At 69.4% G+C, this 24,315-nt stretch carries 21 protein-coding genes; 13 read left to right on the top strand and 8 right to left on the bottom strand.

Annotated elements, in window-relative coordinates:
- From ACIBBF_RS06145 to ACIBBF_RS06135, 3 genes are all read right to left on the bottom strand, one after another.
- Nucleotides 1-1,587, bottom strand: coding sequence for an SLC13 family permease (locus ACIBBF_RS06145; RefSeq protein ID WP_397411555.1), 1,587 nt, complete (start codon nucleotides 1,585-1,587; stop codon nucleotides 1-3).
- A 219-nt stretch (nucleotides 1,588-1,806) separates the two neighbouring features.
- Nucleotides 1,807-2,466, bottom strand: a complete 660-nt coding sequence (locus ACIBBF_RS06140) for a hypothetical protein (RefSeq protein ID WP_397411553.1) — start codon at nucleotides 2,464-2,466, stop codon at nucleotides 1,807-1,809.
- Nucleotides 2,467-2,560: 94 nt separating this feature from the next.
- Nucleotides 2,561-4,114, bottom strand: a complete 1,554-nt coding sequence (locus ACIBBF_RS06135; RefSeq protein WP_397411551.1) for a TIR domain-containing protein — start codon at nucleotides 4,112-4,114, stop codon at nucleotides 2,561-2,563.
- Nucleotides 4,115-4,293: 179 nt separating this feature from the next.
- Between ACIBBF_RS06135 and ACIBBF_RS06130 the strand changes: the two genes are divergently transcribed.
- The 4 genes from ACIBBF_RS06130 (at nucleotide 4,294) to ACIBBF_RS06115 (ending at nucleotide 7,630) form a co-directional block, all read left to right on the top strand.
- Nucleotides 4,294-5,202: an HIT family protein gene (locus ACIBBF_RS06130; RefSeq protein WP_397411549.1), complete on the top strand. Its 909-nt coding sequence runs from the start codon at nucleotides 4,294-4,296 to the stop codon at nucleotides 5,200-5,202.
- Nucleotides 5,203-5,292: 90 nt separating this feature from the next.
- Complete coding sequence (locus tag ACIBBF_RS06125; RefSeq protein WP_397411547.1) at nucleotides 5,293-5,745, top strand: DUF6924 domain-containing protein; 453 nt, start codon at nucleotides 5,293-5,295, stop codon at nucleotides 5,743-5,745.
- Nucleotides 5,746-5,871: 126 nt separating this feature from the next.
- A complete protein-coding gene (locus tag ACIBBF_RS06120) occupies nucleotides 5,872-6,375 on the top strand; it encodes a hypothetical protein (protein ID WP_397411545.1) in 504 nt (167 codons plus the stop codon).
- Nucleotides 6,376-6,475: 100 nt separating this feature from the next.
- Nucleotides 6,476-7,630 carry a restriction endonuclease, SacI family gene (locus ACIBBF_RS06115; protein WP_397411543.1) on the top strand — a complete coding sequence of 385 codons (1,155 nt, stop codon included), beginning with the start codon at nucleotides 6,476-6,478 and terminating at the stop codon, nucleotides 7,628-7,630.
- A 28-nt stretch (nucleotides 7,631-7,658) separates the two neighbouring features.
- Here the strand turns inward: ACIBBF_RS06115 and ACIBBF_RS06110 are convergent, their stop codons facing one another.
- The gene (locus tag ACIBBF_RS06110) at nucleotides 7,659-9,071 is read right to left on the bottom strand and encodes a hypothetical protein (protein WP_397411541.1); all 1,413 of its coding nucleotides are present in this window, start codon (nucleotides 9,069-9,071) and stop codon (nucleotides 7,659-7,661) included.
- Between the two features lie 149 nt (nucleotides 9,072-9,220).
- On the opposite strand from ACIBBF_RS06110, the gene dcm reads away from it, so the two are divergent.
- Both dcm and ACIBBF_RS06100 read left to right on the top strand, forming a co-directional pair.
- Entirely contained in the window at nucleotides 9,221-10,723 is a 1,503-nt protein-coding gene (gene dcm / locus ACIBBF_RS06105; protein ID WP_397411539.1) for a DNA (cytosine-5-)-methyltransferase, read from the top strand.
- A complete protein-coding gene (locus ACIBBF_RS06100; RefSeq protein WP_397411536.1) occupies nucleotides 10,723-11,208 on the top strand; it encodes a very short patch repair endonuclease in 486 nt (161 codons plus the stop codon). The genes dcm and ACIBBF_RS06100 overlap by 1 nt, the downstream gene beginning before the upstream one ends.
- A gap of 212 nt (nucleotides 11,209-11,420) precedes the next feature.
- Here the strand turns inward: ACIBBF_RS06100 and ACIBBF_RS06095 are convergent, their stop codons facing one another.
- Nucleotides 11,421-13,115 carry a DUF262 domain-containing protein gene (locus ACIBBF_RS06095; protein WP_397411533.1) on the bottom strand — a complete coding sequence of 565 codons (1,695 nt, stop codon included), beginning with the start codon at nucleotides 13,113-13,115 and terminating at the stop codon, nucleotides 11,421-11,423.
- 743 nt (nucleotides 13,116-13,858) lie between these two features.
- Here ACIBBF_RS06095 and ACIBBF_RS06090 point away from each other — a divergent pair.
- The 3 genes from ACIBBF_RS06090 to ACIBBF_RS06080 all read left to right on the top strand — a co-directional run bounded on the left by ACIBBF_RS06090 (nucleotide 13,859) and on the right by ACIBBF_RS06080 (nucleotide 16,120).
- Nucleotides 13,859-14,629, top strand: a complete 771-nt coding sequence (locus ACIBBF_RS06090) for a hypothetical protein (protein ID WP_397411530.1) — start codon at nucleotides 13,859-13,861, stop codon at nucleotides 14,627-14,629.
- A gap of 82 nt (nucleotides 14,630-14,711) precedes the next feature.
- Complete coding sequence (locus ACIBBF_RS06085) at nucleotides 14,712-15,242, top strand: hypothetical protein (protein WP_397411528.1); 531 nt, start codon at nucleotides 14,712-14,714, stop codon at nucleotides 15,240-15,242.
- Between the two features lie 110 nt (nucleotides 15,243-15,352).
- A complete protein-coding gene (locus ACIBBF_RS06080; protein WP_397411526.1) occupies nucleotides 15,353-16,120 on the top strand; it encodes a C40 family peptidase in 768 nt (255 codons plus the stop codon).
- A gap of 202 nt (nucleotides 16,121-16,322) precedes the next feature.
- Here the strand turns inward: ACIBBF_RS06080 and ACIBBF_RS06075 are convergent, their stop codons facing one another.
- From ACIBBF_RS06075 to ACIBBF_RS06065, 3 genes are all read right to left on the bottom strand, one after another.
- Nucleotides 16,323-17,648 carry a glycoside hydrolase domain-containing protein gene (locus tag ACIBBF_RS06075; RefSeq protein ID WP_397411523.1) on the bottom strand — a complete coding sequence of 442 codons (1,326 nt, stop codon included), beginning with the start codon at nucleotides 17,646-17,648 and terminating at the stop codon, nucleotides 16,323-16,325.
- 225 nt (nucleotides 17,649-17,873) lie between these two features.
- Nucleotides 17,874-19,043, bottom strand: coding sequence for an acyltransferase family protein (locus ACIBBF_RS06070; protein WP_397411521.1), 1,170 nt, complete (start codon nucleotides 19,041-19,043; stop codon nucleotides 17,874-17,876).
- Nucleotides 19,040-20,119, bottom strand: coding sequence for a D-alanine--D-alanine ligase family protein (locus tag ACIBBF_RS06065; protein WP_397411519.1), 1,080 nt, complete (start codon nucleotides 20,117-20,119; stop codon nucleotides 19,040-19,042). The genes ACIBBF_RS06070 and ACIBBF_RS06065 overlap by 4 nt, the downstream gene beginning before the upstream one ends.
- 278 nt (nucleotides 20,120-20,397) lie before the next feature.
- On the opposite strand from ACIBBF_RS06065, the gene alr reads away from it, so the two are divergent.
- From alr to ACIBBF_RS06045, 4 genes are read left to right on the top strand one after another with little or no spacing between them, the layout of a single operon-like run.
- Complete coding sequence (gene alr, locus ACIBBF_RS06060) at nucleotides 20,398-21,564, top strand: alanine racemase (RefSeq protein WP_397411516.1); 1,167 nt, start codon at nucleotides 20,398-20,400, stop codon at nucleotides 21,562-21,564.
- The gene (locus ACIBBF_RS06055; RefSeq protein ID WP_397411514.1) at nucleotides 21,561-22,577 is read left to right on the top strand and encodes a hypothetical protein; all 1,017 of its coding nucleotides are present in this window, start codon (nucleotides 21,561-21,563) and stop codon (nucleotides 22,575-22,577) included. The genes alr and ACIBBF_RS06055 overlap by 4 nt, the downstream gene beginning before the upstream one ends.
- On the top strand, nucleotides 22,574-23,614 hold the full coding sequence (locus tag ACIBBF_RS06050; RefSeq protein ID WP_397411512.1) for a CapA family protein: 1,041 nt from the start codon (nucleotides 22,574-22,576) through the stop codon (nucleotides 23,612-23,614). Before ACIBBF_RS06055 ends, ACIBBF_RS06050 begins: the two co-directional genes overlap by 4 nt.
- Nucleotides 23,611-24,306: a M15 family metallopeptidase gene (locus ACIBBF_RS06045; RefSeq protein WP_397411511.1), complete on the top strand. Its 696-nt coding sequence runs from the start codon at nucleotides 23,611-23,613 to the stop codon at nucleotides 24,304-24,306. The genes ACIBBF_RS06050 and ACIBBF_RS06045 overlap by 4 nt, the downstream gene beginning before the upstream one ends.
- Nucleotides 24,307-24,315 lie beyond the last annotated feature (9 nt).

Raw genomic sequence — 24,315 nt, 5'->3', positions numbered from 1 at the left:
TCAGAACGGCCACACCACCGGCACGTACCACACCGCCGCCACGAGAAAGAGCAGCGCGAGCGGCAACCCGAGCCGCCAGTAGTCCCCGAACCGGTAACCCCCGGGCTGCAGCACCATCAGGTTCACAGGCGTCGCGATCGGCGTCAGGAACGCGGCGGCCCCCACCACCGCGAGGGCCGTCATGAACGGCTGCACGCTCACGTCCAGCGTCTGGGCGAAGGACACCGCGACCGGCGCCATGACCAGCACCGTCGCCACGTTCGAGATGAACTGCCCCAGCACCAGCGTGAGCGCGCACAGCGCCAGCAGCGCGAGGTGCGGCGACGCACTCCCGGTGAACCGCATCAGCAGCTCGGCCAGCATGTCCGCCGCACCGGACGACACGAACGCCGCCGACAACGGGATCAGCGCCGCGATGAGGATCACTGTGTCCCAGGACACCGCACGCAGCCCCTGGGGCACGGTGATCACCCGCAGCAGCACGAGCGCCCCCGCCGCCAGCAGCCCGACGACCACCGGTGGCACGGCGCCCGTCGCCAGCAGCGCGATCGCCGCGACCAGCACCCCGAGGCACCGCTTCCAGCCGGCCCCGAGCGGCACGCTGCGCTGCAGGCTCTGCGAAGCCTCCACGGCGATGACGTCCGGCGACTGCGTGTACCGGTGCAGCGCGTCCCACGGTCCGCGCACCAGCACGGAGTCACCGGCCTGCAGCGGCAGCGGGGCCGACGACGACGAACCGCTCGGCGTGTCGGTCGCCCGGCGCAGCGCGACGACGACGAGGTTCTCGTCCCGCGTGGTCATCCCCGGGCTGACCCGGCGGCCGATCAGGGTCGAGCGCGGCGCGATGAGCACCTCCACCACCCCGGCGGAGTCCGTGAAGAGCCGGCCCGCGTCGAGCTCCGCGGCGTAGCTCTCCTGCCACGAGCGCACCCGTTCGTGGGGGTCGCCTGCGACGTCGACCAGTCGCTCCGGAGCGCGCTCCGGCAGGAGGCGGTCGCCGAGGGTGACCACGAGGAGCATGGTGACAAGGACGAGCGGGAGTCCCACCAGCGCGAACTCGAAGTACCCGAACTCCCGGCCGCCCGACTCGGCGGCGAGCTCCGAGACGATGACGTTCACCGGGGTGCCGGTCAGCGTCAGCATCGACCCGGCGCTCGCTGCGAACGCCACGGGGATCAGCATCTTCGAGGGCACGACGCCGGCCCCCGCGGCGGCGACGACGGCGACCGGCAGCAGAGCGGCGACCGCCCCGTTGATGCTGATGACGGCGGCGAGCAGCGCCGTCCCGCCGACCATCGTCGCGAGCAGGCCGGTACGCCCGAGCGTCGAGCACCGTTCGAGCTGCATCCCGATCCACGCGGTGATCCCGGTCGTCGCCAACGCTTCACTCAGCACGAACAGGGTCGCGATGAACAGGACGACCGGGTCGCTGAACCCGCTCAGCGCCTCGTCCAGCGGCAGCACGCCCGTGGCCCACAGCGCCACCGGGACGAACATCGCCACGATCACGAGCGGTATCCGGTTGGTCGCGAAGCCGAGCACCGCCAGCGCCAGGATTGCGAAGGTCGCGACGAGCGGGTCGATCATGCCGGTCCTCGGCACTCGTCGTACATCGTGGTGCTCCTTCGGGCGTGGGCTGTGCCGGCGTCGTCCGGAGACAGGCTATGTTCTCGGTTGCCGTCGACGCCGTCATCGTCAGCCAGGTCACACCCTGGGGCCGCGTCCTGTCGACGGGACCAAGCGGAGTCGTTCAGAGCGCGGTGAGCGTGCGTGCAGCGCTGAGCACGATGTGGGGCAACCGCTCTGTCACCGGGAACGTGGCGGTGTCTTGCTGTAGCGCTCGAACTCGGCGATGACCTCGTCGGTGGGAGCGTCCAGGCCGTCGGCCCCGATCCTGATCGGTGTAGGAAAACGTTCGTCGTCGCCGAAGGCGTCGTCCTCGTAGGCGGCACGGACATCGGGGGCGAGCCGGCGCAGGAGCGCCTCGGGGTGGTCGACGTGGACGAGGATGAGGAACTCGTCGATCTGCATCGGGCCGGTGTAGTCGGGATGGCCTTCCGGGACATCGTCGTCATAGGTCGTGTTGTGGTGGAACACCTCCCAGGAGGCGACATCGAGCCATCGGACCCGGAGGCCGCCCCATGCAGTGAATCCTTGCTCGTCGAGCACGAGCTCGGGCGCCTGGTCCGGCACACGTCGCCGTCGCTTCCTGTCAAGAAGAAGTACAGCGATGCCGACGACGACGAGGAGGGCCGCGATGACGTATGCCATCACGCGCTGTGCCGACGCCGGCCACAGGGATCCCTGGGGGTCGAGAGAGACCCAGACGATGATCCCGGCTCCGGCGGCGAGCAGTACCGAGCAGATCGCTGCGACCTTGATCGGACTCGGCAGCTCGGGGCGAACGACATGGAACTCGCGGCGCGACGACACGCGCTGACGATAGCGCTCCGGCGTGTGCCACATCACGTCAGTCCTCTGAGCCTCATGTCTTGTCGCGCAGCCTCCCGGCCGTTCGCGGACGGCTCAGGATCGATCGGCTGTCACCGGCTCGCCGATGTCAGGGTGCCCGTCGTAGCCGCAGGGCGCTCGGGGAGATCTCCCCGCCCGCGGCGAGCTTCTCCTCCACGAAGTCCGCCACCTTCTCCATCGGCAGGTCCTGCAGGCTGAGGAAGCCGTAGGTCGCTGGCAGCCCCGTGATGGGTGGCCGATTTCCAACGACGAGGGGCAGCAGGTAGTCCTCGGTCCGCTTGTTCGCCGCGTTCCTGCCGACCTCGAACTCGAACGTCGTCCAGTCGCGCTCGGGGTAGTCGTCGGACAGGCAGATGATCATGAGCTGTGCCTGCTCCCCGTAGATCTGAGCGAGCCCGCGGCGCAGGTCCTTCCCCCAGAGCTCCGCCTGTTGGTTGTAGTCGTAGAAGACCTTGATGTGCCGTTCCTCGAGCACCTCGACGAACTTCTCGACGATCGACCGGTCGTTCCCCGCGAATGACACGGCCACGTCGTACTTGTACCTGGACCGGCGGGGGACCATCTCGGAGCTCACCTGGGTGAGGTCGAGGTGGTCGAGGTAGAAGCGGAAGGCCGGGTCGTCGATCCGCAGGGTCCGGTGCTCGTAGGTGAGGGTCTCGTCCAGGCCGCTCGTCTCGATCAGATCCGGGAGGACGTCGACGGCGCGGTTGAACGCACTCCTGACCCGGCCTCTGTCGGCCGGGTCGGCGGTTCCGACGATCGCGGCCTCCAGCTCCTTGTAGGTGGTGCGGAATCCCGGGCCGGCCGCGGCGCGCTGGACGAGCTTGAAGTAGACGTTATGGACAGAACGCCGCCCCTGTGTCAGGTGGACGAGACTGCGGATGTAGCGACCGTCGAACTGCTTGGCGATCCGCGACGTGATGCCGGCGAGGTCGATGGCGACCTGCCGCGGCTCCGGAGCCGTCCACATCACGTCGGCCTCGACACAGGCTGCCCGGCAGATCGCCTGGAAGATCGACGGCGACCCCCTGGCGGCCCTGATGGCCGCACCACGGGTCGCCTCGTCGAACCGGATGTTGAGGGCGTGCTCCCCCTGCGTCATGAGCGCGTCCATGAACGTGTCGCTCTGCGTGCCCAGGTGCCAGGTGTCGTTCCGGATCGCGAGCTCCGGGTCGTGGCCGAGGATGGCCTCGCTCGTCTTCGCGATCCCGATCATGAACACGCGGATGTCGCTCTCGTGCCAGAGCTTGAGGCGCTCGGCGAGCTGGGTGCGTGCCTTGAGCGAGAGGCGGTGGACGTCCTCGATCTTGATCAGGTCGAGCTCCCGCAGCCTCGGCTCTACCGCCTTCGCCGTCCGCCCGACGCCGAGCTCGGCGCCGAGGACGGTGAAGAGGTTCTGTGTCTCGGTATGGGCCCGCGCGCTGAAGGAGAGGACCCGGCCGGGGTCGAACCCGGCCGCCTCGAGTGCCCGCGTGGCGACTGTCGACTTGCCGCTGCCGGACGGTCCGACCAGCGTGACGTGCTTGCCCGGCGTCAGGAGCGAACCTTTGAGCCGTTGTGCTTCGGCCGGCGCTACGTACGTGATGCCCGACGCCTTCGACTCGTTGAAGACCTCGGCGAGCTGGTACACGTCCCGCGTCATCGCACTCCTCTGACCTGGGTGGAGATGCCTGGTGCCCGTCATCCTCCCTGACCGGCATCGCCCGGCGCCACCATCGATGGAGTTTGTTTCCGCGATGCGAACATTCTGGAAGGATCGTCACGAAGGTGACATCCGGGACGCGGTCGGCGGTGAGGCCGCGCCCTGTCCTGCGCGGAGAGGTGCCGACCTTGACGACGTCCGACGGCTGCTCGTTCTGCAGGATCGTGCGCGGGGACGATCCTGACGCCCGCGTGATCTACGAGGACGAACGGGTAGTGGCCTTCTTCCCGACCAAGCCTGCGGTCGTCGGGCATGTCATGGTCGTCCCGCGCCGTCACGTGCCCGACATCTGGGCGCTGGACGAGAGCGAGGCCGCCTACCTCGGGCGGGTCTGCGTGCGGCTCGCCGGCGTCGTGCGGAAGGCCCTGGACCCCGAGGGCCTCAACGTCATCCAGTCGAACGGTGCGGTCGCGTCGCAGACGGTGTTCCACCTGCACGTGCACCTCGTGCCGCGACGGGCCGGTGATGCGATGGGACGCATCTGGCCGGCGGAGACGAACTACTCGGAGGCCGAGAAAGACGAGATGTGGTCGCTGCTGCGCGAGGCATGCCGGACCGGGGTGGCCGTGGGTGACGGGCCGAGCGGTGAGGACCGTCGCAAGCATCTCGAGCTCATCGAGGCCGTCGTGACTCGCATGGCCGGCGCCTCGGCGAACGTGAAGACGTGGCTGCTCCCCGTGGTCACCGCTCTGTACGGGTTCGGCGTGACCGAACGGTCGGCAGGCCTGGCACTGCTCGGGCTGGCTACGGTGCTCCTGCTGATGTTCATCGACGCCAACTATCTGCGGGTGGAGCGGGAGTACCGGCGGCTCTACGACGCCGTCGCGCGGGGCGCTGCGCCGGTCAAGGCCTTCTCGTTGGACCCCACCGGAGTCGGTGGGGCGGCGCGGCCAGGTCGGCCGTCGGGTGCGGGGCGGCCCTGGCTGCCTGGGTGGAGCGTCTGGCAGTCGTGGTCGATCTTGCCGTTCTACGGGGCGCTGGCGCTGATCGGGGTGGTGATCGCGGTCAGTGGGGTGTGGCGGGCCTGATCCGGCCGCGGCCGGCGGGAACCCGGCCGATAGTCGCGCAGCGAGTGGACATCCTTGGGTGTCATGGCCGGCCCGCCTATCGTGCCTGTCGTGAACCACCATCCGAAGATCGCGCCGCCCGCCGATGAGCTTGATCTATCAGGGGCGCTGGTGAGAACCGACTACACCGACGACGAGCGCTTCGCGCAGGTGCTGGCCGAAGCACGTCAACAGGTAGGCCCGGATCCCACCTACGCCGCGCGGTTGCTCGTCATCGATGACCCCCGGCTCGCGGGCGTTCAGCCCGATCGTCTGACCGGGCTGGTCGAGGTCGACTCGTTCGCGTTCGTGGCAGACAGTCAGTCCATGGCCGATGGCACTCTCCTGGTGGTCGACTTGTGGGACGACTCCGAGACCTACCTCGACACTTTCCGCGTCGCACCACAGGGCGTGTTCGAGGTGGAGGCCGACCTCGTGCTCGCCAACGCCGATCTCAGTGACTTCGCCACCCTTGTCGATGAGGACGGTGTCTACCGAGGTGCTGTCGACTGGGCGGCTGGCTGAACGCTGGGGCCCGTCATCGCAGGGGCTCAGTCTCGCCCTCGACGTACTGGCATGGCATCCGTGAGCTCCGTCCAAGGCAGGGGCGCCAGATGCCGCCCGCCGTTTGTGGACCGCTATCGTGCGGGCGTGACTGCTTCCCACCCGCTGCTGTTCCTTGATGTCGACGGAACCCTTTTGCCGTTCGGCGGGCCGGGGATGCTGCCTCTGCCTCGCGACGGCAGGCCTGAGGACCCCGACGCGCCGCGCCCGGAGCTTGGCTTCATCGATCCGGCTCTCGGTCCGCTCCTGCTGGGTCTGGCCTGCGACCTGGTGTGGGCGACAGCCTGGATGGGCGACGCGAACGAGGTGATCGCACCACGAGTCGGGCTACCGGAGCTGGCGGTCGCGGACCTGCCGCCCTACGACGAGGGTGACCCGAACGGTCTGGGGTGGAAGACACGTGCCCTGGTCCGGGTCGCGGCAGGCCGGCCGTTCGTGTGGGTCGACGACGTCATCACGGAGACGGACCGCTGGTTCGTCGAGCTGGAGCATCCTGGGCCTGCGCTGCTGTTCCAGGTCGAGTCGTCTGTCGGGCTGACGGCCGACGGCGTCGGCGAGATCGCCGCATGGCTGCTCGGTCTGGAGCCGTGAGGCCATGACGCAAGACGTGGTCGACGGGTTCCTACAGCTGACCTGCGGGTATGGTGACGTGTCCCGGGCCGCTGGCCTGAGTCTTGTCTGAAGGGGCGGCATGTCGGCTGAAGAGTTGCGGTCTGTGGACGGCGGGCTGCCTCAGGCCGTGCGCGTGACAGAGCATGGGAGCCTGGTGTTCCGAAAGGAAGCGACGCGGGCGGTGGTTCTGGCCGCGGCCGAGCGCGCTCGATCCGAGCAGTCGTTGAGCGCTGAGTGGACCGCGAACGCGATCACCGCCTACGGGTTTCGTCGGAAGACGGACTTCGCGTTCTACCTCGCTGCGCTTACCGCCAGGGCACAGACGGCCGATGCCGACGTGTTCTCTATCAAGGCGAAGGCCGGCCGCGGCGGGTACGACGCGAACGGCCTAACCCGCTCCGTCGGTGACGCGCTGGCTGGGAAGGGTTTCGACCTACGAGGGCTCAAGCGCGCGCCGTTCAACAACAACCCGTGGGTGGACAAGGCACGGTTCGATCCCACGGTAGGCGCGGGCGACGAGGACTACAGGATCCTCGAGGGGCTGTTGACCGCCGTGTCTGCACTTGCGCCCGACGAGGCGCAGGAAGCGCTTGCGGCCCTGTTGCGCATTGCGATCACCGAGAACGAGTTCGGGGCCCACAGTGCGCGGACGGGGGGTGAGCTGGTCGGGCTCAAGCGTGAGGCCCTCATCGGCGCATTGGAAGGCTTCCTCAAGGACGCCGGTGAGGACGGGCGTCGGTGCCAAGCGCTCCTGACCGCCGCGCTGGCAACTGCCTTCGGTGATTCAGTGCGTTCCGGGGATATCCACGACCCGAGCTTCCGGTGGCCTGGTGACGTGCAGGTCATCGACGGGGGCGAACCTTCCTTCATCGGCGAGGCCAAGCACCGCAACGACGTCTCTGAGTCCGAGGTAGCTGCCTTCGTCGAAACCTTGGACCGCCTCAACTACACCCGAGCGATCTACTTCGCGCTCGGACGCGGCAACGACCACCTGCGTCATCTCGAGCCTGTACTGACCGAGCGCCACAACACCCTGATCAAGATCGTCACGTCGGTGCAGGAGCTGCTCGATCTGTGCTTCTTGTGGAGCCATCCCTGGGTGGCGCCTCAGTTCGTGGACCGGTTTACGCGGTCGTACGCCCAGTGGCTGAGGAACCTCGGCGTCTCCAACGCCGCCGTCCGCCGGTGGGAGAAGAGTGCTGTCGAGATCAACGGAGTTGTCGACGAGCGGTAGGTAATCCCGGAGTCTCTGCGAGGGGACCTCAGGCGGGTGCTTCCCACGAGTGCGACGCGACCTGCCAGTCCGCGGCCAGGCTTGGCCTGGCCTGGAACTTGTCGTTGCGCTTGCGTCGAGATTCCGCAGCACCCCAATGAGGCTGGCTCTTCTGGAAGATCCAGCCGGCAGCAATGCCTGCATCGAGCTCGAGCATGTTCTCGATCCAGATGGCCTGCAGGTGCAGAGGGGCCCAGGTGGCCTTGCGGGGGCGAGACGTGCCCGTGCTCGCGACATATCCGCTGAGCGGGCGTCCGTCTGACTCAGCGTATTCCTTGTGCCAGGCTCGGAACGTCCCCAGTGTGTCGAGGCCAGCCAGACCGTCGATGATCAGAAATCCAAGTCCTTGCTCCTCGACGCACTTGCGCACAGCCCGTGAGTCATTGAGCCACATGCCAGCGCTGGCACGTCGAGGTGGTTGCCCGTCTGACGGGACGCTGGTGGTCTTGGAAGTGTGCGCTTTCGCATCCCAGACACGCGTCGGTGAGGCGTAATCGAAGACTGTGTTGCCGAACCGGGTGCGCGGTCCGCCGACAGGGGGTGTGGGATATGCCTCGTTCAAGAGCTCGCGGGCCTTCTCCTCGAAGTAGAAGCCGGCCCATTCCATCTGACGCCACTGCGTGGAGCCGTTGTCGCGCATCCATTGGATGCAGTCCTTGCCGTCCCAGCGCGCAGGCAGTCCGTCTCGAAGGACACGGACCAAGGCTGCGGCTTCTTCTTCGGCGGTGGTCCATGCAGACGAGGCGACGTTTGCCCGACGCTCGGCCCCGGCCAGCAGCAGGTTCAGTCCTTCGAGCGTGATGCTTGCGCCGGTCGAGCCTGCTGTGTCGATCCACGGCACACCGAAGTCCGCGCACAGGGCAGCGGCGAGCTCGTGCTTGGTCAGCTTCCGATCGAGGAGGTGTGGGGCAAGACGGCGGGCGAGATCTTGCAGCGTCCAGATGTGCTCCTTGCCGCCGGGACCCAGCGTGTCCCGCTCGACGCCGGCTAGGTCGGAGAGCCGGTTCACAGCCTCCTGCTTGCGCTGGGCGGGCTTGAAGCCGGAGAAGGCCTTGAGGACCTGGGCGGCGGTCGCGTTCGAGGACACGGTGGCAGCGTGCGACAGCGCCGCGAGATTTTCGGTCGCTGCACGCAGCAGACGGTTCATGCCGACCAAGGTGATCTGGAGATCGCGGTAGTCGACGTCGGCGTGCCAGTCAGCGTCGAGTGCTTGGGCAATCTGTCCTCCCAGTTCGGCGTTGACTGCTGCCAGGTCCACGTCGAGTCCGAGGCTCTGAGCAAGCGCCACGAGAGATCGTTTGGGACCTCGTGTTCCAGCGTCTTGAGCGGCGCTGAGGGCGAACATGCGCGCGCTTGCCTCGGGGATCGACGCCGCTGGGTTGAAGGTGGTGGCTTCGGTCACGTGACCAGCCTGGCACAGGCGCGGTGGGGGCGGGATCGTGGGAGACTTGGCGCCGTCCTCACGACAACCCCGCGGCGGTGCTTGCGCTCGGGCGCTAGATGAGGTTAGCTAAACACGTGTTCGAACCAGAGCCCATCGACGGAGCGCCCGTGAACGACGACCAGCCCGTGAAGCCGGCCTTCAAGTACATCGACCTGTTCGCCGGCATCGGCGGGTTTCACGCTGTGCTCGACGCGATGGGCGGCGAGTGCGTGTATGCGGTGGAGATCGACCCCGCAGCGCAACGTGTCTACGAAGCCAACTGGGGGACGAAGCCGCTCGGCCGGAATCACAAGGGCGACATCACGATCGATACCCAGAGCGCGAGCGAGGTGGACGTCCCTGACCATGACGTCTTGGTAGCGGGCTTTCCCTGCCAACCGTTCTCCAAGTCTGGCGCGCAGCGCGGTATGGACGAGACTCGAGGCACCCTGTTCTTCGACATCATGCGCATCGTCGAAGACCGGAAGCCGGCCGTTGTGCTGCTGGAAAACGTCAGGAACCTGGCGGGACCGCGTCACACGCACGAGTGGGACATCATCATCGACAGGTTGCGTACGCGGGGCTACCGCGTGAGCCACACCGCTGCCGTGCTGTCTCCAGTCAAGGTCGCGCCCGAGTTCGGAGGGCACCCGCAGACCAGGGACCGAGTGTTCATCGCGGCGACGCGCGTCGCGCCTGAGCACTTGACCGCTGCCGGGGCGGACGTGATCAAGAGCGAGAAGATCGTACTGCCGAACCCGCTGGACGAGGTCGAGCCGATCTCCCTGGACCACATCAAGATGACACGCGAGTGGGACCTCATGGAGGACCTTCCGCTCGACAAAGACAACGTCGGCGGGCCGAGTGTGTCGCCGGCAGAATGGACCTGGATCGACCACTGGGACGCCTTCGTCCAGAAGGCCCGCGAGATGCTCGCGCACGAGGCTGACGCCGAGGGGCGCGTCGCGAAGGAACTGCCAGGGTTCCCGATCTGGGCAAACATGTGGACGACGAGCGAAGCCGAACGGGCTGAGGAACTCCGCAAGGCAGAAGGCATGGCGTGGAAGGTCAGCCACCTCACCAACAACTACCAGCTGTTCGACCGGCTTCGCGCCTTCGACTCGAAGTGGACCGCAAGATGGCTGGGCGTCACGCGAGGCTTCCCCGAGTCTCGTCAGAAGTTGGAGTGGCAGGCGCAGCAGGCTCAGTCGATCCGCGACTGTGTGATCTCGATGCGTCCGTCAGGTCTGCGTGTCAAGCGTCTGACGCATCTGCCAGCTCTCGTCGCGATCTCTCAGACGCCGATCATCGGGCCGCTCAAGCGCCGTCTGACGATTCAGGAGGGTGCGCTCCTACAGGGGCTCCCGATGGAGTTCTCCTGGGCTGGTCAGAAGGAAGCCGCCACCTGGAAGCAGCTCGGCAATGGCGTCAACAGCGGGATCGTTGCACAGGCGCTGGCGGCGCAGATCGAACGGGATGCATGGTTCCTCGAGCTTGACGAGAGAGGGCAACTTGTCGTCGACGCTGTCCGTAAGACGATGGCCGAGACTGGGGGCGACCTTCGAGGGAAGGTCGCCGAGGCTGTTCTTCGAGGCCAGGCGAAGGCCCAGTCAATTGAGCCGCAGGCCTAATGGCTGGCATGCCACAGGATGATGTGCCGGTCGCTGGATACACGCTCGTACCTCAACGCGTCTCGGCACACCCGGGGTCGTCTTCGACGAACGTCTCTGCGCGGATGTCGCGGGCGAGGCGTCGTGACACGGCGCCCGAGATCGCATTGCGCCAGGAGCTCCACGCGCGAGGGCTCCGATATCGCGTAGCGTTTCCGGTGCCGGGCCAGCGTCGCAGGTCGATCGACGTCGCGTTTACGAGGGTAAGGGTCGCCGTATTCGTAGACGGCTGCTTCTGGCATGGCTGTCCAGAGCACGGCACGAGGCCTCGATCGAACTCCACGTGGTGGCGGGAGAAGCTCGCCGCCAATGCTGCCCGTGATGCTGACACCAATCAGGCGCTCAATGCCCTCGGGTGGGAGGTCCTGCGAGTTTGGGAGCACGAGCCCAGCACTAGTGCGGCTGACCTTGTCGAGGAGCTTGTCCGCAGCCGCTCGCTGTCGTGAATCGCCCGTGCACAGGTCTACGTGTCCAGTCTCGTGCGATGGGACGTCTCCGGCAGCAGGGGGCCGCTCCTGATCGGCGCGCTGGGTATGCCACCTACCCCAGACCCTCTGACGCTTGCACAGTGAACCTGGCTTCGGCGCACAGGAGCACGGTGCAAGGGCAGAAGGCCAGAGGTGGATACATTGCTGACTGAATGCCAACGAGCTCGCGGCTAGAACTTCCACACCTCTTCGTAGGCGCGCTTCGCCATACGCTTGGTCCGAGCCCTGACTTCGTGCTCGCCCCACGTTCGCTCGGCGATGATGTCGGCGACGTCGTACAGAGTCGAGTACCCCCCTAGGACTGCCCTCTTCTCGGTGAACGGCAAGTTGCCCAGCCCGCTATTTACTTTCTCGTCCAGCCACAGCAGGTTACCGATCATCCCAACCCAGGGGTCGCCATTGCTCTGTGGAGCGATGTGTTCGATGTTGCACTTTCCGTGGTCAAGCGCAGGATGGAGGCCTGCAGCGTCGTGCATCTTGCGTAGCGTGTATTGGACGAGCCGCTTGGCGCGGGGCGACTTTTCGGTGAAGTTCAGTACTCGCTCAAACTCTGTCTCGAACGTCGTCGCGGCAGAAATCGAGGAGCGCAGCTGCTTTGCGAGCTTGTCGACGATCAGGCCTGCGTCCTGAGGATTTGACGTTGACGCTAACTCGCGTGCATACCTTGCGTACATCTGGCTCTGTCCGCCTGTGCTGCTGACACCGACGACCGCGGTTGTCACGAAGTGGAAGTGCTCGACGGACGTGAGCGCCTGTCGGAGCTTTTTCAACTTGATGAGCCCTTCTTTGTGTGAACGAAGAAGGGCGAGGAGGAGTGGACGGGGTTGTCTTACTCCAAATGTCTCGAGTGCCACCAGCGAGTCTTTGACCTCGCGTTCCTCCGGCGAGCACGACCAACCGGTCGGATTAGCGATCCGTGCATACAGCACGGCCTCCTCGACCAGGGCATCGATCGTCTCGACCGTGCTCGCGCTTCCGAACCCGTCGTCCTTGATCCGACGGAAGAGCTTGCGCTCTGAGACATATGCATTACGGGACAGCCACCAGTGCAGGATGTATGCGTTAGGATTTACGCCGTTGCCCGGACCTGCCAGAGTCTCTCGCATCTCGCGCCATTGCTGAGCGGGTAGGTCCAGGTCGCCATTCTCCGCCTTGAGCTGCGACATCAGATGGTTCTTCAAGAGGTCAACGACATCGAGATCGCGGCCCCGTGAATTGAGCGTCTCGAATATCATGTACGCGTCGTCGATGTTGTCGAGCACGATCCAGATGACCTGGAGAGCCAGGACGCGATCTCTGATCATCTTCAGTTTGGCGATGTATCCGTGGTCGTCCTCGAGACGCTCCTCGGGAGCGGTGTCGGGAAACTCTAGCGTGAGCCGCTTCGTGATGTCCGTGAAGGCCCGCTTAATGTTTGCCTGATCTTCGTTTGACGGTGCGGTGACCGTTCGTGGTGCGCGCACCTGGACTTGTGAGGCAAGGAAGAGTCCCGCTGGTTCCGACTTGAGTACGTAATGCTCGATATTGTCGTCGTCGGTGCGCTCGATGTACTTCGTCACGCCGTCAGCGAGATCGATCCTGCCTACTCTGATGAAGGCGTCGCGCAAGGCGCAGAGCATCAGCGTCAGTGTTGTTATTCGCTGCTGTCCGTCGACAATCTGGAATGTGTCACGTTGAGTCTTGTACGCAACCATCGGGCCGATGAAGTATCCGTCGTCGTTGTTATCGACTACGTCAGTCCAGAATTCTTCGAGGTGCTCCTGCCCCCATGAATACGGGCGCTGGAACCGTGGGATCTCGTAGTAGTCGGACTTGAGGATGTCTTTGATGTCCCGGAGGACGGGCTGGAACGTGATCGTGGGCATCGTCGGCCCTTCCGGCGTGGCGCACGCAGGTGCGCGGGAGAAATGTCTGGTTAGGCTAGCCGGGCACGTCCTGGTTGCGCATCGCAAACTTCGCGATTCACCCGTACGTGCCCGTTCGGGCGGGTGCTTCCGGGCATCCTGGCCCATTGCCTTGATCCGGCGGCGGCTCGGCCGTTCGCAGCCGAGGGCGGCGCGGGTCGTGACCCGTCCGTCCAGCTGCTGGTGGGTCATCTCGGTGGTTGCGATTCAGGCTTCTGGATCGAGCTGCGGCTGCTGGTTCGGCGTCCCGGCGTACGTCGCCTGCAAGCTGCTCTGCAGAGGCGCCTGGTGCGCGCTGCGCACCAGGCGCGTCGGACCGCCGCATCTGCTTGTCGTGCCTCGATGGCCTGAGCACCGGCTGTTGCATCACCTGCACCTCATTCGACACCGCTGTCGAAGGCCTCCCGCTCGCATTCGAGCATCGCCCGCGCATGCGCGAGACTGAACGGTCCGTCACCAGTCGAGCCGCGCCCGTCTCGTACCCTTCGGCTGATAGACCGGAGTGAACGTCTCGGTCCTGCCACAGTGCTCGGCATGTCGACCGTTCACCGCGTCGTGATCCCGGACGCTGCTAGGACCACAGTTCCGACTGCCAGGAGGCCGTGCGTGACCAGTTCTACCGCAGCGATACCTGCACGACGCACTCGTCGGCCGACCATGGGTGCAATCCATCAGTCCGTGCGGCCCGCATGGGCACAGACCACATGACCCCGCTACCCGCCCCACCCCACCGCGCCCCCGACGTCGACGACGACTTCGCCGCCGGCCCCGACCCCGCGCTCTGGGTGCCGCACTACCTCCCGCACTGGACCACCCCCGACCGCTCCGCCGCCCGCTACCGCACGACCCCGCATGGCCTGGAGCTCCGCATCGAGGCCGACCAGCCGGACTGGCGCCCCGAGGACGCCCCGCTACGCGTCTCCAACCTGCAGACCGGTACGTTCTCGGGTCCCGTCGGCTCGCCGAGGGGCACCCACCGGCACCGGGACGACGGCCTCGTGGTCCGCACGCCGACGCCGACGCGCCTGCTCTGGGCACCGTCGGCCGGACGGGTCGACCTCACGGTCAGCGCCAGCCGTGACCCCGGCTGCATGCTGGCCGCCTGGCTCGTGGGCACCGAGCACGACGACGAGCGCGCGTCCGGCGAGGTCTGCGTCGTCGAGATCGACGCCGCCGCGATCGGTGCGACCACCACCGCCCGCACCGGCCTCAAGGCGCACCACGACCCGGGCCTGACCACCGACATGGCCGAGGTCGCGCTGCCCTTCGACGCCACCCGGCCCCATACGTGGACGGCGATCTGGGGTGCGGGGGAGACCGTGATCGGCTGCGAGGGCACCGTGCTGCGCCGTATCCCGCAGAGCCCGCGGTACCCGCTGTTCCTCATGGTCGACCTGTTCGAGATCGGCTCGCCGGGCGGCGGCTACCCGAAGACCGCTGTCGTGCACCGCGTTCGGGGCTGGCAGGAGGGCTGAGCCGCTACCCGACCGCACCGCCCACCGTCATCACCGCGGCACCACCCACCACCGACTCCGTTCCGTTACCCTTCCGCTTGGAATGAACCCGACACGCCACCCCCGCCCGCTGCTCGCCGCGCCCCGGCGAGAGATCACGGGTGTCCTGGCGGTCATGGCCTTCGTGCTCACCGTCCTGGGCGTCCAGGTGCTGTGCGGCATCCACCCCGACGCGGGACACGCCCACCCGGCCGCCTCCGTCGCGCACCACGCGACGTCGAGCCAGCCCGTGATGTCGAGCCAGCAAGCGACGTCCGCCCACCACGCGACGCCCGCCCAGGACCCGACGGCCGCCCAGCACACCAGGGCCCACCACGCGCCACCCGCCGCTCACCACGGAACGACGCCCGGCCACCACGGCCACGGCCACGACCCCAGCGACTGCGCCGAGGACCGCCCGACCTCCGCCCGCTACGAGCGGACGGCGTCCCTCGCCCTCGACGTGACCGCGGCGACCAACCCCGCCCCACGCTGGCTGCTGCCCGCCCCAGCACCTCACCAGGCCCGCGCGACCGGTTACGCCGTCCTCTCGGCCGCCCCGTCGCTCCACGCCCTCGGGATCTCCCGGACGTAGACCACCCCACCCGCCGACGCCACGCCCACACCCGGTGTCGGCCGGTCACGCGCGCCCTGATCCCAGGCCGCGCCCGTGGTTCTACCCCGATCCGAAAGGTCCCAGCCTTCATGGAGCCCAGCTTCAACCCCCACCCGGCCGCGAGCGGCCGGGGTCGTCACCGGGCGGCGCGCCGCCCCCTCCTGGCCGACGTCGCCCGAGCCGCCACCGAGCAGGCCGGCGCGATCGCCGGCCGCACGGCCGTGGTGGCCGCGGCCGGTTCCGGCGTGCTGCTCTCCCTGGTCGCGGCGCCGGCCCACGCCGCCCCGGCCACGGAGCTGGCCGGCAGCCCCGTCCAGGGCGCTCTCAACACGGCGGACATCAACGCCCTGGCCGACCAGGCCAAGCAGGCCGTCGCCGCCGCACCCGTCGTCACGGTCGCCACCGACGCGGAGCTGAAGGTCGAGAGCGCGGCCGTCTCGGTGGTCTCCGCGGCCGAGAACGAGGCGTACCAGGCGGAGCTCGCCGCCGAGGCCGAGGCGCAGGCGGCCGCTGAGGCCAAGGCGGCGGGCGCCGCCGTGGTGTCCATCGGCATGCGGTACCTCGGCGTGCCCTACGTGTGGGGCGGTTCGACGCCCGCGGGCATGGACTGCTCCGGGTTCACGTCCTACGTGTACGCCCAGGTCGGCATCGACCTGCCCCGGACGTCGTCCGAGCAGCGGTACGCCGGCCCCGTGGTGTCCTGGTCCGACGCGCAGCCGGGCGACCTGATCTGGTCGCCCGGGCACATCGCGATCTACGCCGGCGACGGCATGCAGATCGAGGCGCCCGTCCCGGGCCAGACCGTCCGGTACACGCAGATCTGGCAGTCCAACCCGACGTTCATCCGCGTGCTCTGACCCCGCGTGAGGGGCGGGCACGACGTCCGCCCCTCACCGAGCAGCCCGGACGCCGCCGCCACCACTCCGACGTCGGCGTCACCACTCCGACGCCGCCGCCACCACTCCGACGGCGTCGACGCCACCACTCCGACGACGACGTCGTCGCCGCACCGACGCCCCGGCACTGCCCAGAGCCGTGGCCGCCTCGGCACAGAACCCCTCACCAGCACCGCGGCACGGGCACGCTCCAGCTCGTGTTCGACCGGTTCGACACGTAGTAGTCGCTCACCCACCGCCCGTCGGCCAGCCGGTCCCACACCGACGTCGTCCCCACCCGGCTGCCCGACTTCTGGCACATCACCGCCGCCAGCGCCCCGCGCCGCAGCGGGCTGCCCGTGGTCGGGTACGACGCCCCGGGTCCCGTCCGGGCGTTGAGCGAGTCCGTGGTCACCTGCCCGGGATAGGTGCAGCGCGGCACCTCGGGGGAGAAGCCCGTGTTCGACGGCGTCGAGACGAAGTAGTCCGTGACCCACGCGCCCGTGGTGAGCCGGTCCCACACCGTCGTCGTGCCGACCTGCTGCCCGACGGTCTGGCACACCACGGGGAGCGTGGCGCCCGGGGCGTAGGTGCGTACGGCGGTGGCGGTGGTGCGCGGCCCCGTACGCGCCGTCAGCGCGCTGCTGCTCGTCACCTCGTAGGCGCGGGCGACCGACGCCACGGGCGCCTTGATCGCGTCGGAGTCCACGTTGAGCGTGACGCCGCCCCAGGTCTCGTCGTGGTCGCCCTGGAACTGCTTGGCGCGCTGGGCGGCGCCCCACTGCCAGTTGGGCGCCGTCGGCCAGCCGGTCAGCGAGCTGTTGCCGTCCCACCGGGCCATCCACACCGCGTCCGGGCGGGCGTAGGAGGTCCAGTTGTACGACTCGGACAGGTCACGCAGCCCCGAGTCCTGGTGCACGTAGACGCCGGCCACGTAGCCCGCCGCGTGCAGGGACTTCGTCCACGCCGAGACGTACCGGCGCACCGCGGTGCGGCAGCCGGAGTCGGTGCGGTCGTAGTGCTCGACGTCGGCGTACAGGCCGCTGCCCGGCAGCAGGCCGAGGTTCTGGGCCTTGGCGACGGCGTCCGCTGCGTCGGAGCTGCCCCGGGCGGTGGCGTTGGACGGGTAGTAGCGGTTCGGCTTGTCGCCGAACATGCACGACGGCTGGTACCCGAAGTAGGTGGGCAGCAGCCGCCACCCCGCCGCCGTCGCGTCCCGCACCCACGCGGCGGTCAGGTTCGGCTGCGCGCAGCCGCGGTTGTTGCCGCCGAAGTAGATGTTCACCGCCGTGTAGGGCGACGTGCCCTTCCACGCGTTCAGCGTGGCGAGCGACGGTGCGGTGCACGCGTCGAAGCCGAGGCGGTTCGCGCGCGTCACGGTCGAGCCGGACGGGTAGACGATCGGCGTCTCGGGCTCGGCCGACGCCGGGGCCGTGAACCCGGCGAGGACGAGCGCCAGGCTGCCGCCGAGCGCGGCCAGCGCTCGGACGAACGTGCGGGTGACGGACATGGCGCACCTCCCCGGGGACGGATCAGGTCACCTGACCGCAGGGTGCGCCGTCCGGCGCCGTCAGGGCAGGGACGGACGGCCCTGATGCGCGGGACGTTGGTCTCGCGTCCCGGGACGTCTCCTCGACATGCCTGGCCGATGGCCAGGACCCGAGCCACCCGGTCCCGCCGCTCGGCGGCGCACCTCACGCAGGAGATCGCCGCCGAGCGTGGTGAGGGTTTCCGTTCAGGACGTACCCGCGGCACCAGGGCCGGCAGCCACCGGTGCCGGCGAACCCGCCGTGGTGGCGGGAGACCCGCGACGACCCGCCCGGCCGAACGTCGGCAGGTCGAAGAGCCAGGTCGCGCCCGCGTCCATCAGCCACGAGTGCAGCGTGAGGCAGACGCTGACCAGCAAAGCCACCAGCACGATCGGCAGCACCACCGCCAGCACGAGCTGCACGCCGGTGCCCGCCGCGGAGAACGGGCCCACCAGGGCCGCCGCCACCAGCGCCAGCAGCGGCATGTGCATCACGTAGATCGGCAGCGTCTGCTGACCGAGCCGGGCGAGCAGCGGGCCCACCCGGCGCAGACGGTCGAGCTGAACGGCGGCGGCGACGCCGAGGGCCACCGCGAACAGGCAGATCGCCGGCCACACGCCGAACACGTACTTGGCGTCCAGCACCTGGATGGCCACCATGAGCACGACGTAGACGGCCCCGCCCACCAGGAGGTGCCAGAGCTTGGTGACCTGGGCCCAGCGTTCGACCAGGGGCCGGAACCGGAGGCCGAGCAGGAAGAAGAACAGGTTCTGGTAGAGCTGGCCGCGGTTGCCGGGCGCGTCCAGCAGGCCCGCCGAGGCGATCGCCGACAGGGCCAGCGCGGGCACGAGTACCGCCCAGGTGGGCAGCTTCCGAGTCACCTTGGCGATGACGAAGTACACCGCCAGCGCCAGGAGGTACCAGAGGTTGGTGGGCGTGATGGTGATCTGCTCCAGCACGTCCAGGGCGTTGCGGGCGGACAGCGTGTCGAAGTCCGGGACCATCGACAGCACCGTGGTGTGCACCACGAACCACAGCAGGTAGAGGTAGTAGAACCGCGCGATCCGGCTGCGCGCCACCACCGACCACGGCCGCGCCGTCGCCGACAGCGCGAACATGCCGGAGATCATGAAGAACACCGGCATGCGCAGCGGCAGCAGCATGTCGCCGAACGCACCCCACAGGCCCGGCAGCGGCACCGGCAGGTGCCAGTCGATCGCCAGGTACATCTTCATGATCACGTGCCACAGCACGACGAGCAGGATGCAGACACCCTTGGCGACGTCGGCCCACCCCGCCCGCGGCTTCTTGCTCGCGGCCGCGGGGGCCACCACCGGGATCGGGATGGTCTCCGCGGCCTGACCGGGTGCGCTCACGACAGGATGGCGGGGACCGGCCCCCGTGCCCGCGCCGTGTCGATCAGGATGTCCAGCAGCTCCGGGTACTCGGTGCCCACGGCCTTCCACATCCGCGGGAACTGCGACATGGAGGTCAGGCCGGGGATGGTGTTCACCTCGTTGACCGTGGGGACCACCTCGCCGTCCACCTCGGGCAGGAAGAAGTCCACGCGGAGCAGGCCGGAGCAGCCCAGCTCGCGGAACACCTCGACCGCCACGGCGGCGAGCTGGTCGCCGATGCGCGGGTCCAGGTCGGCCGGCACCACGAAGTCGGTGTGGCCCGCCTCGTACTTGGCCTCGTAGTCGAACCAGCCGTGGTCGTCGACCACCTTGATCTCCAGGGGCGGGCTGGTCAGCAGCCGGCCGTCCGGGAGCTCCAGCACGCCGAGGTCGATCTCCCGCCCGGGGACGGCCGCCTCGACCAGCACCTTGGTGTCGCTCTCGCGCGCCGTCTCCAGCGCGGCCGGGAGCTGGGCCCAGTCGTCCAGGCGGGTCACACCCACGCTGGAGCCACCGCGCGACGGCTTGACGAAGGCGGGCAGGCCGATGCGCTCCATGTCCTGCGGCGACAGCTCGTCGTCCGCCGTCCGCAGCACCGCACCCGGCGCGACGGGGATGCCGCGCGTCGAGAGCACCCGCTTGGTGAAGTCCTTGTCCATGCTGGTGGCGCTCGCGAGCACGCCGCTGCCCATGTACGGGACGCCGGCGAGCTCCAGCACGCTCTGCACCGTGCCGTCCTCCCCGAACGGCCCGTGCAGGATCGGCAGCACCACGTCCGCGTCGCGCACCGCGTCGATGGCGCGCGCGAGGCTCTCCACCACGCTGGGCAGCACGGCGGGCTCCGGCGTCATCGCGCGCAGGGCGGCGTCGTCCACGTCGGCCGGGCCGGCGTCCGCGCCCACCACCCAGTGCCCCGTGGTCGTGATGCGGATCGGCACCACCTCGTAGCGGTTGCGATCGAGGTGCTGCACCACGCTGGCGGCGGAGCGGCACGAGACCTCGTGCTCGGTGTTGCGTCCGCCGAACAGCACGACGACACGGGTTCTTCTCGGCATCGGTCTCTCAATCTCGGGACATGTCCGGTCACGCGACCACGGCCTCGGCGGCCGCGCACGACGGGGCGCGCGTGGGCGCCCCGGGCCCGGATCCTCGTGCAAGGCACCGCTCGACCTCAAGGCGACGTACTGCCCGGTTCACGGCTCACCGGAGAAAATACCCTAGACTCTGTGACTCTCGCTGACACCGAAGATCGGGCACCTGCTCCCCGTCTGATCACTGCGACGAACACTGAACGGACTGGAGTGTGAGCAGAAACCTCCGGAAGGGTGCCGCCGTGCAAGTACCGACCTCCCCGCCTCGGGCGACGGACGCGATCTCCCGGCCGATGGACGTGATGGCGGAGGCGGTGGTCGACCTGGACGCCATCGCGCACAACGCGCGCACCTTCGTCTCCCGCACCGGGGCCGACGTCATGGCGATCGTCAAGGCCAACGGGTTCGGCCACGGCGCGACCCGGGCGGCGAAGGCCGCCCTGGCGGGCGGCGCCACCTGGCTGGGCGTGTCCAGCCCCACCGAGGCGCTCGCCCTGCGGGCCGACGGCATCACCGCCCCCATGCTGGTCTGGCTGTACCCGCCGACCGAGACCTTCGAGAAGGTGCTCCTGGCCGGGATCGACGTGTCGGTGGCCACCACCGAGGCGCTGGAGACGGTCGCCGAGGCGGCGCGGGCCACCCTGCACGTCGCGAACGTGCACCTCAAGCTCGACACGGGCATGTCCCGCGGCGGTGCCCGCGCCGAGGACTGGCAGCCGCTCTTCGAGCGCGCCAGCCTGCTGCACCGGGAGGGCGCGGTGCGGGTGCGCGGCATCTGGTCGCACCTGGCCAGCGCCGAGGAGCCGGAGATGAACGGGCTCCCGGAGCAGCTCCTGTCCTTCGACGTCGCACGCCGGCTGGCGGCCGACGCCGGGCTCGACCCGGAGATCGTCCACGTGGCCAACTCCGCGGCGGCGCTGCGCCTGCCGGAGAGCCGGTTCGACCTCCAGCGGGTCGGCATCGGCCTGTACGGCGTCGAGCCCGTGGCCGGGGTGAGCCACGGCCTGCGCCCCGCGATGACGGTGCGCGCCCAGGTGGTGCTCACCAAGCGCGTCCCGGCGGGCACCGGCGTCAACTACGGCCTCGACTACGTGACCAGCGCCGAGACGACCCTCGCGCTCGTGCCGCTCGGGTTCGCCGACGGCGTCCCGCGGCAGGCGGCCGGCGTGGCGGAGTTCCAGCTCAACGGGGTGCGCTGCCCGGTCGCGGGCCGGGTGGCCATGGACCAGGTGGTGCTCGACGTCGGCGACCTGCCCGTGCGTGCGGGCGACGTGGCCGTCATGTTCGGTCCCGGGGACCACGGCGAGCCCACGGTGCACGACTGGGCGCGCTGGGCGGGCACCAACACGAACGACATCCTGACCGGCATCGGCCAGCGCGTGCCCCGGCGATACGAGCCGCAGCAGTGACCCGGACCGCCAGCGCGGCCGTCGGCGTGGTCGCCGTCGTCGTCGCCTTCCTCGTCGAGCGTCACTACCTGCAGGTGGCGTGGGTGATCGACCTGCCCGTCCCCGTCGTGTGGTGGTGGCTGGGCGCCGTCCTGGGCGTGCTCGGGCTGCCGCTGCTGCTCACCTCGCTGGGCCGGGCGGTGGAGCAGCCGGCCATCGGGAGCTGGCGGCGCCTGCTGCTCGGCTGGACGCTGCCGCTGCTCGTCGCGCACGTCGCGTGGCTGGGGTTCACGCTCGTCGTGCTGCGCCAGTTCAACTCCGGCTTCACCGGCATCCCGGCCCGGGGCCTGCCCGAGATCGTCCCGCTCGTGCTGCTGCCCCCGCCCGAGTACTCGCTGCTCTGGTCGCTCGCCCTGGCCCCCCTCGTGGCGCGGCTGACCTGGCGGCTGCCGACGGCCGTCGTGGTCGCGGGCCTCGCCGCGCTCACGCTGCTGACCCCGGCGGTCACCTTCCTGGTCTTCCTGCTGGCCGGCCTGCGGCTGGGCGCGGTGGCCGACCGCCTCGCGGAGACGGCCGACCGGCGGGCGCTGGTGCAGCGCGGTGCCGTCGCCCTCGTGGGCGCCTCGGTGCTGGGCGTCCCGCGCTTCCCCGACGACCTGGCCGTCGTGGTGGCGGGGCTCGCGGTGCTGCCGTTCGCCCTGACCCTGGTCGCGCGGATCTCCGCGGGCCGGTTCGGCCACCGCGGGCTGACCCGCGTGGGCACCGCCGCCGTGGCGATCTACCTGGTGCAGATCCCGGTGCTCGCGCTCGTCGACCACGCTGCGCTGGCCCGGCTCGGGTACGTGGGGCAGGGCGCGCAGTACGCCGTGGCGGTGCTGGAGCCGCTGGTGCTCACCGCCGTCGTCGTGCTGTGCGGCGTGGTGGACACGGCGCTCGTGGAGGTGGTGACCCGGCGCCTGCGGCCGCGCGGCGGCGCGGGCTCGGCGCCCACCGTCCCGGACCCCGCGCCCGTTCTCTCGGAGGTGGACCGATGACCGCACGACGGACCGCCCGTCCGGCGGCCGCGCTCGTGGCGGGTGCCACGCTGCTGGCCCTGGCGGGCTGCGCCACGGCGTCGGCAGGCACCGAACCCGCTGAACCGCCCGAGATCACCCTGACGTTCGCGGGGGACGCGCACTTCGAGGACCGCGTGGCCGAGCTGCTGGACGACCCGGCCACCGCGTTCGGTCCGGTGGCCGACGAGCTCTCGGACGGCGACCTCACCCTGCTCAACCTGGAGACCCCGATCACGTCCCGGGGCGTGCCCGAGGACAAGAACTACCTCTTCCGGGCGCCGGACGCCGCGGTGCCCGCGCTGACGGAGGCGGGCGTCGACGTGGTCAGCCTGGCCAACAACCACACCATGGACTACGGGCTGCCCGGTCTGGCCGACACCGTACGCAAGGCCGCCGCGGGCGGGCTGACCACCGTCGGGGTGGGGCCGGACGCCGACGCGGCGTACGCGGCCGTGCACCGGACCGTCCAGGGCGTCGACGTCGCGATCCTCGCGTTCAGCCAGGTCGACGACCTCGCCGAGGAGTGGGCGGCCACCCCGGACCGGGCCGGCATGGCGATGGCGTTCGACACCGAGCGGGCCTACGCGGCGGTGCGCGAGGCGCGGGCGGACAGCGACCTCGTGGTCGTGCTGCCGCACTGGGGCGCGGAGTACGACGCCTGCCCGACCGGCCGCCAGGCCGAGTTCGCCCGCGGCCTGGTCGACGCGGGCGCCGACATCATCGTGGGCTCGCACGCCCACGTGCTCCAGGGCGCGGGCTACCTCGACGGCGCCTACGTGGCGTACGGGCTGGGCAACTTCCTCTGGTACAGCGAAGGCCTGGACGAGCCGTACAGCGCCCGGGCCGGGGTGCTGCGGCTGACCGTGCAGGGGCGCGAGGTGGTCGACTCCGAGTTCGTCCCGACGGTGATGACGAGCACCGGCCAGCCCGAGGTGCTCACCGGCTGGCGGGCCGACCTGGCCCGGCACAACTACGACGGGCTCCGCGCCTGCACCGACCTGTCAGGAGTCTCATGACCTCCAGCCTGCCCGCCGCTCCCTCGGGCCAGGAGACGCCGCGCGTCGCGACGCTCCCCGCACCCGGTGGCGACGGCGAGATCGTCCTGCTGTCCGACTCGCGCGTGTCCCGGATCCCGGTCGAGGAGTCCGACGAGCCCCTGGTGGTGCTCGACGAGAGCTTCGGCCCGGCCGGCGCCCTGGTCCGCGCGAGCGTCGCCACCCGGCTGCGGCGGGCGCAGGGCCTCCTGCCGGACGGGCTGCACCTGGAGGTCGTCGAGGGACACCGGCACCCGGACGACCAGCAGCGCATCATCGACACCTACGCCGCCGAGGTGACCGCCGAGCACCCGGGCATCGACGCCGACCGGCTCGAGATCCTGACCAGCCGCTTCGTCTCGCCGATCGCCGTGGCGCCGCACGTGGCGGGCGCCGCCACGGACCTCACGCTGGCCGACGCCGACGGCCCCCTCGACATGGGCACGCCGATCGACGCCACCCCGGAGCAGTCCGGCGGCCGCTGCTACTTCGACGCGCCGGACATCTCGCCCGAGGCCCGGGCGCTGCGGGGCGTGCTGGCCCACGCCCTGGGCTCGGCCGGGATGGTCAACTACCCGACCGAGTGGTGGCACTGGTCCTACGGCGACCGGTACTGGGCGCTCGTGACCGGTGCGCCCGCGGCGCTCTACGGGCCGGCGACGCCGCCGTCCTGACGGACACAC

Source organism: Promicromonospora sp. NPDC050880 (assembly GCF_044456525.1).
GTDB lineage: Bacteria > Actinomycetota > Actinomycetes > Actinomycetales > Cellulomonadaceae > Promicromonospora.
This window is presented reverse-complemented; position numbering and strand designations above follow the sequence as displayed.

What these genes read in the sequence shown, in the direction of transcription:
- ACIBBF_RS06075 (WP_397411523.1), bottom strand. Translation starts at nt 17,648, where the DNA reads ATGTCCGTCACCCGCACGTTCGTCCGAGCGCTGGCCGCGCTCGGCGGC.
- ACIBBF_RS06050 (WP_397411512.1), top strand. Translation starts at nt 22,574, where the DNA reads ATGACCGCACGACGGACCGCCCGTCCGGCGGCCGCGCTCGTGGCGGGT.
- ACIBBF_RS06135 (WP_397411551.1), bottom strand. Translation starts at nt 4,114, where the DNA reads ATGACGCGGGACGTGTACCAGCTCGCCGAGGTCTTCAACGAGTCGAAG.
- ACIBBF_RS06080 (WP_397411526.1), top strand. Translation starts at nt 15,353, where the DNA reads ATGGAGCCCAGCTTCAACCCCCACCCGGCCGCGAGCGGCCGGGGTCGT.
- ACIBBF_RS06140 (WP_397411553.1), bottom strand. Translation starts at nt 2,466, where the DNA reads ATGTGGCACACGCCGGAGCGCTATCGTCAGCGCGTGTCGTCGCGCCGC.
- ACIBBF_RS06145 (WP_397411555.1), bottom strand. Translation starts at nt 1,587, where the DNA reads ATGATCGACCCGCTCGTCGCGACCTTCGCAATCCTGGCGCTGGCGGTG.
- ACIBBF_RS06090 (WP_397411530.1), top strand. Translation starts at nt 13,859, where the DNA reads ATGACCCCGCTACCCGCCCCACCCCACCGCGCCCCCGACGTCGACGAC.
- ACIBBF_RS06045 (WP_397411511.1), top strand. Translation starts at nt 23,611, where the DNA reads ATGACCTCCAGCCTGCCCGCCGCTCCCTCGGGCCAGGAGACGCCGCGC.
- ACIBBF_RS06085 (WP_397411528.1), top strand. Translation starts at nt 14,712, where the DNA reads ATGAACCCGACACGCCACCCCCGCCCGCTGCTCGCCGCGCCCCGGCGA.
- ACIBBF_RS06115 (WP_397411543.1), top strand. Translation starts at nt 6,476, where the DNA reads ATGTCGGCTGAAGAGTTGCGGTCTGTGGACGGCGGGCTGCCTCAGGCC.
- ACIBBF_RS06100 (WP_397411536.1), top strand. Translation starts at nt 10,723, where the DNA reads ATGGCTGGCATGCCACAGGATGATGTGCCGGTCGCTGGATACACGCTC.
- ACIBBF_RS06065 (WP_397411519.1), bottom strand. Translation starts at nt 20,119, where the DNA reads ATGCCGAGAAGAACCCGTGTCGTCGTGCTGTTCGGCGGACGCAACACC.
- ACIBBF_RS06095 (WP_397411533.1), bottom strand. Translation starts at nt 13,115, where the DNA reads ATGCCCACGATCACGTTCCAGCCCGTCCTCCGGGACATCAAAGACATC.